The 11760-nt window shown below is 65.1% G+C and carries 13 protein-coding genes and 2 tRNA genes; 1 reads left to right on the top strand and 14 read right to left on the bottom strand.

What is annotated here, in order from left to right; genetic code table 11:
- Nucleotides 1-130 precede the first annotated feature (130 nt).
- Complete coding sequence (pbpG, locus tag ACYVB7_RS10560; RefSeq protein WP_460507213.1) at nt 131-1174, top strand: D-alanyl-D-alanine endopeptidase; 1044 nt, start codon at nt 131-133, stop codon at nt 1172-1174.
- Between the two features lie 40 nt (nt 1175-1214).
- Here the strand turns inward: pbpG and ACYVB7_RS10555 are convergent, their stop codons facing one another.
- From ACYVB7_RS10555 to ACYVB7_RS10490, 14 genes are all read right to left on the bottom strand, one after another.
- Nucleotides 1215-1985 (bottom strand): IclR family transcriptional regulator, encoded by a 771-nt coding sequence (locus ACYVB7_RS10555; RefSeq protein ID WP_460507211.1) that lies wholly within the window; start codon nt 1983-1985, stop codon nt 1215-1217.
- Nucleotides 1986-2081: 96 nt separating this feature from the next.
- Complete coding sequence (locus ACYVB7_RS10550) at nt 2082-2807, bottom strand: arginyltransferase (RefSeq protein ID WP_460507209.1); 726 nt, start codon at nt 2805-2807, stop codon at nt 2082-2084.
- Entirely contained in the window at nt 2804-3568 is a 765-nt protein-coding gene (gene aat / locus ACYVB7_RS10545) for a leucyl/phenylalanyl-tRNA--protein transferase (RefSeq protein ID WP_460507207.1), read from the bottom strand. The genes ACYVB7_RS10550 and aat overlap by 4 nt, the downstream gene beginning before the upstream one ends.
- A gap of 57 nt (nt 3569-3625) precedes the next feature.
- Entirely contained in the window at nt 3626-4591 is a 966-nt protein-coding gene (locus ACYVB7_RS10540; RefSeq protein WP_460507204.1) for a PDR/VanB family oxidoreductase, read from the bottom strand.
- Nucleotides 4592-4601: 10 nt separating this feature from the next.
- Nucleotides 4602-5642: a Rieske 2Fe-2S domain-containing protein gene (locus ACYVB7_RS10535; protein WP_460507202.1), complete on the bottom strand. Its 1041-nt coding sequence runs from the start codon at nt 5640-5642 to the stop codon at nt 4602-4604.
- Nucleotides 5643-5738: 96 nt separating this feature from the next.
- Entirely contained in the window at nt 5739-6206 is a 468-nt protein-coding gene (locus tag ACYVB7_RS10530; protein WP_460507200.1) for a MarR family winged helix-turn-helix transcriptional regulator, read from the bottom strand.
- A 56-nt stretch (nt 6207-6262) separates the two neighbouring features.
- Nucleotides 6263-6338, bottom strand: a tRNA-Asn gene (locus ACYVB7_RS10525).
- Nucleotides 6339-6358: 20 nt separating this feature from the next.
- A tRNA-Asn gene (locus tag ACYVB7_RS10520) sits at nt 6359-6434 on the bottom strand.
- A gap of 48 nt (nt 6435-6482) precedes the next feature.
- Nucleotides 6483-7568: an NAD(P)/FAD-dependent oxidoreductase gene (locus ACYVB7_RS10515; RefSeq protein WP_460507198.1), complete on the bottom strand. Its 1086-nt coding sequence runs from the start codon at nt 7566-7568 to the stop codon at nt 6483-6485.
- A gap of 133 nt (nt 7569-7701) precedes the next feature.
- A complete protein-coding gene (fdxA, locus tag ACYVB7_RS10510) occupies nt 7702-8031 on the bottom strand; it encodes a ferredoxin FdxA (RefSeq protein WP_460507195.1) in 330 nt (109 codons plus the stop codon).
- A 107-nt stretch (nt 8032-8138) separates the two neighbouring features.
- Entirely contained in the window at nt 8139-9509 is a 1371-nt protein-coding gene (locus ACYVB7_RS10505) for a sulfate adenylyltransferase subunit 1 (protein WP_460507193.1), read from the bottom strand.
- Nucleotides 9509-10432, bottom strand: coding sequence for a sulfate adenylyltransferase subunit CysD (gene cysD / locus ACYVB7_RS10500; protein ID WP_460507763.1), 924 nt, complete (start codon nt 10430-10432; stop codon nt 9509-9511). The genes ACYVB7_RS10505 and cysD overlap by 1 nt, the downstream gene beginning before the upstream one ends.
- Nucleotides 10433-10495: 63 nt before the next feature.
- Complete coding sequence (locus ACYVB7_RS10495; protein ID WP_460507191.1) at nt 10496-11338, bottom strand: phosphoadenosine phosphosulfate reductase family protein; 843 nt, start codon at nt 11336-11338, stop codon at nt 10496-10498.
- A complete protein-coding gene (locus ACYVB7_RS10490) occupies nt 11335-11742 on the bottom strand; it encodes a DUF934 domain-containing protein (protein ID WP_460507188.1) in 408 nt (135 codons plus the stop codon). The genes ACYVB7_RS10495 and ACYVB7_RS10490 overlap by 4 nt, the downstream gene beginning before the upstream one ends.
- Nucleotides 11743-11760 lie beyond the last annotated feature (18 nt).

The raw sequence follows: 11760 nt of genomic DNA, 5'->3' as shown, positions 1-11760 counted from the left end.
TGGCGCAGGGAGCGTGAAGGGGGCGTTTTTGTGATCACTTGAACACCTTCACGCAACTGCTTGATGCCATTAAACTTTTCGTTGGTTTATACTCCTGATGCCGTTTGACAGCCTCAGGAAAACTACCGTCATGACACTCGCTGGCACCACCCTCCGGCTTTTGTGCAGCAGCGCCACGGCATTGGCTGTGGTGTTCGCCTCGTTGTCGGTTCACGCTGCGCCTGCGCGAAAGCAGGCACATACAGTCTCCATCAAGAAAACCTCCAAAGCCAGCAGCAAGGTTCAGGCCAAACGCACGCAGTCGCCCGTGCGTGCCAAGGCGGTTCACACACCAGCTCAGCGGAGAGTTGTCTCCATTCCCGCCGTTCGTGCTTCGGCGTCTCGGTCGGTGGACAACCTCAGCCATGCGGACCGGTCAGGGTTGCATCGGGTGGATGATGCGTTGGACCTCAAGTCCAACGCGGTCATGGTGTTGGATCAGCAAACCCAAGAGGTTCTGTTTGACAAAAACGCCAAAGCCGTTTTACCCATCGCGTCACTCACCAAGCTCATGACGGGGCTGGTGGTGACCGATGCCGAGTTGCCGCTGGATGAGCAAATCACCATCACCGAGGCCGATGTGGACACGCTCAAAGGCAGCAGTTCACGTCTCGCGGTGGGCACCACATTGTCTCGCGGGGAACTGCTTCATTTGGCCTTGATGTCCAGTGAAAACCGTGCCGCCCATGCGTTGGGGCGGACGTTTCCTGGGGGGCTGGGTCGGTTCGTCGAGCTCATGAATGCCAAAGCGAAGCTGCTGGGCATGTCCAGTACCCGGTATGTGGACCCCACCGGGCTCTCTCCGCTCAACCAGTCCAGCGCCAAGGATCTGGCCAACCTGGTGGGGGTCGCTTATGAGCGTCCCTTGATTCGTGAGTTGTCCACGTCACCGGGTCATGAAGTGGAGGTCGGACGTCGCACCCTGCAGTACCGCAACACCAATCGACTGGTCAGCAACCCCAACTGGGACATCGGTCTGCAGAAAACCGGGTACATCGCCGAAGCGGGGCGCTGTTTGGTGATGCAAGCCACCGTGGCAGGGCGTCAGCTCATCATGGTCTTCTTGGATTCGGCCGGAAAATTCACCCGCATGGCCGACGCCGAGCGCGTTCGCCGCTGGATTGAAACCCGCTGACTGGCTTTGAACCTGACATGCGGGAGCCGTGGTTCCCGCTTCAGCCGGTGTAGCCCAGCGCCCGAGAGATTTCAGCTGCTGTGGCCTTGAGTTTGGGCAGCCAACTTTCATCCAGACGGTCTGCCGGTGCGGAGATGGACAGTCCGGCCACCAAGCGACCGTGGTCGTCCCGGATGCCTGCGGCCATGCAGCGCACCCCCAGTTCCAGTTCCTCATTGTCCCTGGCAATGCCTGTGGCGCGTGCCTGGGCCAGTTCGGTTTCCAGCCTGGACAGCTGAGTGAGGCTGTTGCGAGTCTGTCCGGCCAGCCCGGTGCGTGTGGCGTAGGCCCTCAATTTTTGGGGGTCATCCGCCGCCAGAAACAGCTTGCCCACCGAGGTGAGGTGCAGTGGCGCCCGACCACCAATGGCCCGGACCACCTGCATGCCCGAGCGCTCGCTGTAGGCGCGTTCCACATACACAATTTCGTCGCCCTGACGCACGCTCAGGTTGACGGGTTGTTGAATCAGCTTGTGCAACTCACGCATGGGGCCCACGGCCGCATCGCGGGCGTTCAGTCGGCCTTTGACCAGGTTGCCCAGTTCCAGCAGGCGCATGCCCAGCCGGTAGCTGCCCGCTTCGGGGCGTTCCACAAAGCGACCCACCGCCAGATCGTTCAGGATGCGGTGGGTGGTGGACGGGTGCAGACCGGCTTGTTCGGCAATGTCCTTGAGCGCCACGGGCTCTTCATGCTGGGCAAGGATGTCCAACAGCGTGAACATGCGTTCGATCACCTGCACGGCGGGTTTGGCGGGTGGTTTGGTTTTGGGCATGGTCAATTCACGATGGGTGGGCGCATTTTACTTTGCGAAAAGCACATTCCCTTTCAGGGGGGGCTTGGAGGGTGCTTCTTTCCTTGACGGCCAAGGTCAATCGGGGGACTGCCAGTGTCCGTCTCGCAAGACCTCGTGAGGGCGAAAGCGCGTTTTGTAGGCCATCTTGTCGCTTTGGGCGATCCAGTAGCCCAAGTACAGGTAGGGCAGGCCCAGCGCCTGCGCCTGGCGGATTTGCCACAGGATGGAATGTGTGCCCAGGCTATGGCTGGCGTCTTGGGTGTCGTAAAACGTGTAGACGGCGGACAGCCCATCTTCCAGCACATCGATCACGCTGACCATCTGCAACCCGTGGTCCGGGCTGTTGAACTCCACCAGCCGGGTGTTGACGCGGCTTTGGAGCAAAAACTGGGTGTATTGGTCCACGCTGTCCTGGTCCATGCCACCACCCGGATGGCGTGAACTCTGGTATCGAAGGTAGAGCTGGTAATGCTCGGGCAGGAATCCGAGGCTCAGGATGCGGGTTTGCAAGTTCTGGTGCTGTCGCCAGGCGCGCCGCTGGCTGCGGCTGGGCTGGAAGTCGGCCACCCGGATGCGCAAAGGGATGCACGCCTGACACCCATCGCAATGGGGCCGGTAGGTGAACATGCCACTGCGGCGGTACCCCTGCAGGATCAGCTGCGAATACACATGGCTGTTGATCAGGTGGCTGGGGGTGGCCACCTGCGACCGGGCCATGTGATCCGGCAGGTAGCTGCACGGGTAAGGGGCCGTGGCGTAGTACTGCAGTGCTTGCAAAGGCAGTTCTTGGGGCGTGGTCACAGGTCGAGTGGGCCGAGAACGGCGGGCCAGAAATTGGTGTCAAAACGCCATTGTGGCGAAGGCTGATCCACCAAAGTGTGCAGCAACGTGCCAAATGCTGTGGCTTCGATGGGCTTGGCGCCCAGCGAGGCCAGGTGTGAGGTCACCTGCTGGCAGTCGATGGCGGGCAGGTCGTGGGTGCGACAAAACGCCACCAAAGCCGCCAAAGCCACCTTGGACGCATTGCTTTGTCGGGCAAACATGGATTCGCCGTACACCATCCGGCCCACGTTGAGCGCGTACAGGCCGCCCCGCAGTTGGTCGTCGCTCCATACCTCCACGCTGTGTGCGACGCCCGCGTGGTGAAGGTCGATGTAGGCCTGGACCATGTCGTCGGTGATCCACGTGCCTTGCTGGCCTGGCCGTGGCGTTTGGGCGCAAGCGGCGATGACCTGGGCAAACGCAAGGTCAAACGTGACGTTCAGGCGGTTTTGGCGAACCTGGCTGCGCAGCAGCTTGCGCAGCGAATGGGACAGGTGGAAGTCGGTGGTGCGCAGCACCATGCGGGGGCTGGTGTGCCACCACAGGATGGGCTGTCCGTCGCTGTACCAGGGGAAGATGCCTTGGCGGTAGGCTTGTACCAAGGTGGGCGTGTCCAGGCAGCCACCGGCGGCCAGCAAGCCGGGGGCGGGGCTGTCAGGTCCCCACGCCCGTTCCACCGCGGGGAAGGGTTCCGAGGGCAGCAGCCAGGGCAGAGGGGGTGGGGCGCTTGGATGAGGCATGGGCAAGGCCTCCATCATGACGCATGACGGAGGCCTGCCGGGGTCAGCGTGTCAGCCTCAAAGCGCCAGCACCAGGCGGGGGGACTTGCTGCGGGAACAACAGGGCAGAAACTGGTCGTTGGCGGCCTGTTCGTCTGCGGTCAGGTAGTGGTCCCGGTGGTCGGGTTCTCCGGCCAGCACACGGGTCAGGCAGGTGCCGCAAACCCCCTGTTCACACGACATGGGGATGTCCATGCCCGCTTGCAGCAGGGCCTGCAAGGCGCTTTGTTCGGGCAAGACCTGCACCACCCGTCCACCGTGCCCCAGTTGCAGTTCGAAGCGGTCTTCCGCCGTGGGCGTTGACACGGCGGCACCGAAAAACTCCCGGTGCAACCGATCCTCGGCCCAGCCTTGGACCCGTGCGGTGGCCAACACCGCTTCCATGAACCCCTGGGGGCCACACACATACAGGTGGGCGTTGGGTGGAGTCGCGTTCAACAGCGCGGCCAAGTCCACTGAGCCGTCACGGTCATCCTGGTGGTGGTGGCAGCGTGCGCCCAGTGGTGGTTGGGACAGTTGGGCGTGGAACGGCGTGCGCGATGCATCGCGTGTGCAGTGGTGCAGCTCGAAGGCCGCCCCCACGTGCGCCAGCCGCTGCGCCATGGACAGCAGCGGGGTGATGCCGATGCCGCCGGCCAGCAGCACATGGTGGGGAGCGGTTTCGTCCAAGGGGAAGTGGTTGCGAGGCGGGCTGATGGACAGCGTCATGCCTGGCTGGATCTGTTCGTGAACGGCCCGCGAACCGCCGCGGGACGCCGGGTCGAGCAGCACGGCAATGACGTAGCGGTGTGCTTCGGCGGGGTCATTGCACAGGGAGTATGGGCGCACCAGGCCATTGGGCAGGTGAACGTCGATGTGTGCGCCTGCGGTGAAGGCGGGCAGTGGCTCGCCCCCGGGTGCCTGCAACTCCAGGCTGCAAATGCCTTCGGCCTCGGTGTGCTTGTGCACCACCTGGACGGTCAGCGGAGTGGATGCTTGACTCATGTTCCCGTCCTCAAGTGGATGTGCCAGCTGCCTCGGCGGCCACCAGTCGATCGATCACACGCCGGGCCTGAACCCCACCGGTGTCGATGTTGAGCTTGAGCAGGTTGCGATCCGGCCAGCGCAGCAGGTTCTGCTGTTGCTGCTCCAGCATGGCCAAATCCTCGGCAAAGATCTTGCCTTGGCCTTCTCGGATGGCATCGGTCAGTGCCGCATCGGTGGGATTGAACTTGCGCGCCATGCCCCAGAAATAGTGGATGGACGTGTTCGTGGCGGGGGTGATGAAGTCCACCACCACGCTGTACACCTTGTGGCTGTCGGGGGCGTTGTACCCACCATGGCCCGCATGGGCCACGCCCACTTCGATCATCACGTGGCTGGGCGGGGTGAAATGGCAGATCTGCCAGCGGTCCACCGGCACCTGGTCGGCCAGGCCCTTGGCGCGCAAGGCAGCCTTCCAGAATGGGGGCGCTTCGATATTGTCCATGAAACGGCTGGTCACCACCTCGTCGCCGTTGACCGTGGTCTTGCAGGGCGTCTCGTCAATTTCCTTCTGGCCGATGCTGGTGGCGTGGACGTAGGTCTCGTGGGTGAGGTCCATCAGGTTGTCCACCATCAGCCGGTAGTCGCAGGCGATGTGGTAAAGCCCGCCACCATAGGCCCAATCAGGGTTGTTGTGCCACACCTGGACGGGGATGAGGTTGGCGTCGGCCTGTGCGGGGTCGCCCGGCCAGAACCAGACGAAACCATACCGTTCCTCCACCGGGAAACTGCGGATGGCGGGAAACCCACCCACCCGCTGGCCGGGCATGGCCACCGTCTTGCCTTGGCAACCCATTTCCAGACCGTGGTAGCCACACACCAGCTTGCCGTCTTGCACATAACCCAGCGACAAGGGGGCACCCCGGTGGGGGCAGAAATCCTCCAATGCGGCCACCCGACCCTGGTCGGCCCGGTAGAACACCACCTTTTCGTTGCAGACGGTGCGGCCCAGGGGCTTGTCGGTCAACTCCTGGCTCATGGCTGCGACGTACCACGTGTTTTTGGGGAACATGCAAGTCTCCTTCATTGTGTATGCTGAATGACATTCATTATGCGGAATGAAAGGCCTGTTTGCACGGGCTTCTGATGCGTGTTTTCCCTGATGCCGTCAGGCGGCGGGCAGGCGCAGCAGCTTGTTCAGCAGGCGAAGAAGCTCTGCGCGCTCTTCGGGGGACAGGGGACCGAGCAGGCCTTCGTGTACCGCGTGCACATGGGGCAGCATGTCATGCAGCACCGCTTGGCCCTGCGGACTGAGGTACAGGGCGCGTTGACGCCTCGGCAGCAGTTCCCGGATGACCCAGCCCTTGGCTTCCAGGCGGGTGGCGATGTCGGCGGTGGTGGATGTGTCGAGGGCCACATGCTGGGCCAGCGTGACCTGATCGATGCCTGGGTGGTCCAGCAACGCCCGCAACACTGCGTATTGCACCGGGGTGATGTGGCGACCGTGTGTGTCGTGGAAGGTGGACACCGCCAACTGGTGCGCACGGCGCATCAAGTGGCCAGGCTCGGCATGCAGTGGCAGCACATCGGGCTGCGGGTGCGAGGGCAAGGTGGCCGGTGTGTCGCGGGTGGACATGGTTTCCAAACGACAAAGCCCGGAAAAACCGGGCTTTGGATCGCTTTGCAAATTGTTGGCTCCCCGACCTGGGCTCGAACCAGGGACCTACGGATTAACAGTCCGGCGCTCTACCGACTGAGCTATCGGGGAAAAAATCGGTGCAAATTGTTTGGCTCCCCGACCTGGGCTCGAACCAGGGACCTACGGATTAACAGTCCGGCGCTCTACCGACTGAGCTATCGGGGAATAGCCTCGCATTATACGGTGTAAATCGAGCCTTTTGAAAGATGTCGGTCAGAGAACACCCAAAAGACGCTGGAGGCGGGTGCTGCTGCTGGTGTACTCCAGCAGCACCGGGGCGTCGGGGCGCAGGCGCTGCGCGGCGGCAAAGGCCGCCATCACCGCCTCGTGAAAGCCGCAGACCAGCAGTTTCTTCTTGCCCGGGTAGGTCACCACATCACCCACCGCGTACACGCCGGGACAGCTGGTTTCGCAGCCGCCGGGCTCCACATGCAGTTGTTTGCGTGCCATGGCCAGGCCCCAGTCGGCCACGGGGCCCAGCTTGGGACTCAGCCCCAGGAACACCAGCACCTGGTCGAGCGCCAGGGTGTCGGTGCCGCCATCAGGCAGGCTCAGCGTCACGCCGTTCAGCCGGTCACTGGTGCTCAGCAGGCTTTGCACCTGACCCACGCGGCGCTGGAGGCGACCGGCGGCTTCCAGGGATTCGATGCGTTGCAGGGTGCAGGTGTCGGCGTCCCAGTGGTCGCGTCGGTGCAGCAGGGTGAGGTGAGAAGGAGGCTGCGCTTGTTCGGCCAAGTCGGCGGCCCGTTCCAGCGCCCATTGGTCGCCGCCCACCACCAGCACGCGTTGTCCGGCCAAGGGCAGGTCAGGGCCTGGGTGGTGGAACAGTTGGCGCCCCTCCCAGTCGGCCCATCCGGGCACCGCCAGGCGTTTGGGCACAAACGCCCCCACACCGGCGGCAATGAACACGGTGCGGGCGATGAAGCGTGTGGAGGTGCGGGATGCCGACTGCATCCCCACGGCCAGGCGGCCATCGGGCAGGGGGGTGAGCGAATGAACCTGCTGGCCCCAGTGGCACTGGGGGGCAAAGGGCTGCACCTGCTGCCACAGCCGCTGGGTCAACTCGGCACCGGTGCACATGGGGATGCCGGGCAGGTCGTAAATGGGCTTGTCGGGGTAGAGCGCCTGGGGTTGCCCTCCAGGGGCCGCATGGGCATCCACCACCTGGGTGCGGATGTCTTGCAGCCCCAGCTGAAACACCTGGAACAAGCCCACGGGCCCCGCGCCGATGACCAGGGCGTCGGTTTCGATGGGGGCGGTGGACGTGGGATCGGGCACCGGGTGGGTGGGGGCGGTCATGGCAGTGGGCAAGGTCGGAAGGGGCTGGCGCGACGACGGGGGGCTTCAGAAACGACAAAGCGCCCGGCGGGGGCGCTTGCAGTGTGCCGCAGATCGCGGGCACAGCGGCTGAAAACCCGGTGGCCGGGGTGGATCAGCGAACCAGCTCGGACAGCTTGCCGGTGCGGTCCTTCCACTCTTCGTGGTCGGGCAGCGGGGCCTTGCGCTTGGTGATGCTTTTCCAGGACGGCAGCAGGGCCAGCTCGGCGTTGAGCTTGATCATGTGCTCCTGGTCCTTGGGCACGTCTTCCTCGGCGTAGATGGCGCTGACGGGGCATTCGGGGATGCACACGGCGCAGTCGATGCACTCGTCGGGGTCGATGGTGAGGAAATTGGGGCCTTCGCGGAAGCAGTCCACAGGGCACACATCGACACAGTCGGTGTATTTGCAGCGGATGCAGGCTTCGGTGACAACGTGGGTCATGGTGGGGTGGGTGAAACGGTCAAAACCGCCGATTTTAAAAGTTGTGGATGGTAGGGGCCGCAAAGCCCCCACGCATTGACAAAAGGCAGGGCCCAAAAAGGGCTGGGTCAGTTCACCAGCACGGCACCTGAGGTGCGGTGGCTGGCGGTGTCCACCAGGATCATGGCCCCCAGCACGCGCGACTGGGTGTAGGCCACGGCGGGCAGCGCATCTTGGAACAGCAGTTCCACATGGCCCACGGCGTTGGGTTCCAGCTGCGTGGCGTCTTCCTCGGCCAGGGTGTGGATGTTGAGGCGGTGCACCACACGTTTGACCTTGGCCTTGACCCAGCGGTGGCCGTGCAGCGCCCAGTACACGCGGCCAGGCACCAGGGGTTCGTCGTCCATCCAGGCCACGGTGGCCAGCAGCTCCTTGCGGCCCGGGTAGGCGCTGACGGCGGCGGGGGTGTCGAAATCGTCGTCGGCCACCGCAGCGGCCACGGGCGCGGCCAGGATCCAGTCGCCCCGCGACACGTCCACCTCGCGGTCCAGCACGATGCCGGCGCTGGTGCCCGCGTCCACGTTCTTGGGGCGGCGGGCGTGGTCCAGCACCTGGGCCACCACGGCCTTCTGGCCGCTGGGGAACACCTGTACCTCGGTGCCGGGGGCCACCGCGCCTGCGGCCACGCGGCCCCAGAAAATGCGGCGGCCCTGGTGGGTGACGTTGCTGCTGTGTTGCTTTTCCACCCACTGCACGGGGAAGGCCAGCGGGGCGGCGGTGTCGCTGCGGGTGACGGGCAGGCCCTCCAGGATGTCCAGCAGGGTGGGCCCGGTGTAGCCGCACCAGCCGACGTGTTCGTGGTGGTCGTCCACCACGTTCCAGCCCTTGAGGGCGGACACCGGCACGATGGCGGCGGGGGTGATGCCCGCTTCAGCCGCAAAGGCGTTGAGCGCGGCGCTGATGTGGGCAAAGGCCAGCGCGGGGTCGGCCACGGCGTCGAGCTTGTTGATGGCGAACACGATGCTGGGCACGCGCAGCAAATTCACCAGCAGCGAGTGACGGCGCGTCTGGACGAGCAGCGGCAGCTGGGGGTTGGCCCAGTCGAGCTTGGTGGCGTCCACCAGCACCACGGCGGCGTCGGCCTGCGAGGCGGCGGTGACCATGTTGCGGGTGTACTGCTCGTGGCCCGGGGCGTCGCCGATGATGAACTTGCGCGTCTCGGTGTTGAAGTAGCGGTAGGCCACGTCGATGGTGATGCCTTGCTCGCGCTCGGCAGAGAGGCCGTCGGTCAGCAGGGCCAGGTCGGTCTCGCCTTGGCGTTGCACACCGGCCAAGTGGTCGCGCAGCACGGCTTGCGTATCAACCAACAGGCGGCCGATGAGGGTGCTCTTGCCGTCGTCCACGCTGCCGCAGGTGATGAAGCGCAGGGCATTTTGAGTGTCTTTTTGGCTTGTAGCGCTTTCATTGAAAGCGTGAGCAGCTATCGAATTGGTAGTCATCAGAAATACCCGTCCTTCTTGCGTTTTTCCATGGAGGCTTCGCTGGTCTGGTCGTCCATGCGGGTGGCGCCGCGTTCGGACACGTCGGCGGCCAGGGTCTCGATCACGATGTCCTGCGGCGTGGCGGCGGTGCTGGCCACGGGGCAGGTGCAGGTGATGTCGCCCACGGTGCGGAAACGCACGTCGCGTACCACCACGGTTTCGCCCTCGCGCGGCGGGGTGAGGGGGGTCACCGGCACCAGCAGGCCCTTGCGCTCCACCACTTCGCGCTTGTGGCTGTAGTACAGGCTGGGCAGGCCGATGTTTTCGCGGGCGATGTACTGCCACACGTCCAGCTCGGTCCAGTTGCTGATGGGGAACACGCGGAAGTGTTCCCCCGGCTGGATGCGGGTGTTGAACAGCGTCCACAGCTCGGGGCGCTGGGCCTTGGGTTGCCATTGGCCGAAGCTGTCGCGGTGGGAAAAGATGCGCTCCTTGGCGCGGGCCTTTTCCTCGTCGCGGCGGGCTCCGCCAATGAGGGCGTCGAAGCGGAACTCCTCAATGGCCTCCAGCAGCGTGACCGACTGGTGGGCATTGCGGCTCTCGCCCGGGTGGGCCAGGCGCACGGTGCCGCGGGCCATGCTGTCTTCGACGCTACGCACGATGAGCTGGGCACCCAGCTCCTGGGCGCGGAAGTCACGGAAATCGGTCACTTCCTGGAAGTTGTGGCCGGTGTCGATCATCAGCAGCGGGTAGGGCAGGCCACCGCCACTCGCTTTGGTGCCAAAGGCCTTTTCGGCGCACTTGAGCATGACCAGCGAGTCCTTGCCGCCCGAGAACAGCAGGGCGGGGCGCTCGAAGGTGGCGGCCACTTCGCGCAGGATGAAGATGGTTTCTTCTTCCAGCGCGTCCAGGTGGGTGTTGTTGAGGTGGTGTTCGCTCATGGCGGTGCTGGGCGTGGCGGTGGGCTCCTGGAGCCTGTCAAGGGAGAGGGGGGCGTTCATGGTTCAGGCTTTCTTGGCGTGCAGTCCGCATTCTTTCGCAGCTTCGTCTTCCCACCACCAGCGGCCGGCGCGGAAGTCCTCGCCCAGGCTGATGGCGCGGGTGCAGGGCGCACAGCCGATGCTGGGGAAGAACCGGTCGTGCAGCGGGTTGTAGTCCACGCCGTGGGTGGCGATGTAGTGCCACACGTCGCCCCAGGTCCAGTCGGCCAGGGGGTTGAACTTGGTGCGTTCCACGTCGCCCGAGCGGTCGGGCTCGATGGCGGGCACGTCGGCACGGGCACCGGACTGTTCGCGGCGCAGGCCGGTGATCCAGGCGCGCTGTCCGGCCAGGGCGCGGGCCAGCGGTTCCATCTTGCGCACGCCGCAGCAGGCCTTGCGCAGCTCGATGCTCTGGTACATGGCCTCGGCACCGTGGCACTGCACAAATTGCACCACGGCCTCGGCCTGGGGTTGGTAGACGCGCAGGCGTTCGGGGTGGGCTTGGCGGGTGCGTTCCAGCAGGGCCAGGGTTTCGGCGTGCAGGGCCCCGGTTTCCAGCACAAAGGCGGCAATGGGCAGGTTCAGGCGCTGGAGGATGTGGGCCACCACCACGTCTTCAGCCCCCAGGCTGTGGGCCTGGACGACCTGCACCTGCCCGTCGGGCGCGGTGAAGTCGGTGGCGGCCTGGCGCAGCAGCGCTTCGGTGGCGGCCAGTTTGTCGGCGTAGGTGGCGCTGGGGCGGTCGTTCAGCTCGGTGGCCTTGCGCAGGGGTGCGGCATCGGCCCCGGGCCAGGACGACACCGCGCCAGGCAGTTCAGATGCGGCCCCCGGCAGGGCGGAGGCGGTGGCGGACACGGTGGCGGTCATGCGGCCTCCGTGGCGGTGGTGGCGTCCCGGGCGAACAGCGGGCGGGGGCTCACGGCGTCGCCTTGGTAGAAGTCGTTGAACAGGCTCAGCAGCTTGACGCCATGGGCCAGGTCTTGCCCGGGGGCCAGCACCGCTTCGGTGAAGCCGGTGCGCTGCATCTGCTGGAGCTGGTCCACCAGCACGTCGCCGGTGGCGCGGATGTCGCCGATGAAGCCCAGGCGGCGGCGCAGCAAGAAGGCCTGGCTGAAGGCGCGGCCATCGGTGAAGGCGGGGAAGTGCAGGTCCACGCGGACCACGCCGTTCAGGTTCAGGCTGCGGGGGTCGGCGTCGTTGGCCACGGCCAGGGTGCGGTGGTCAGGCCCGGTGGGCTCGGGCGGCAGGGCGTCGGCGGCAAACAGTTTCATGGGGCTGTCTCTGAAGGG

Source organism: Hydrogenophaga soli (genome assembly GCF_054777695.1).
The sequence above is the reverse complement of the archived record's forward strand: the minus strand, read 5'-3'. Positions and strand labels throughout refer to the sequence as shown.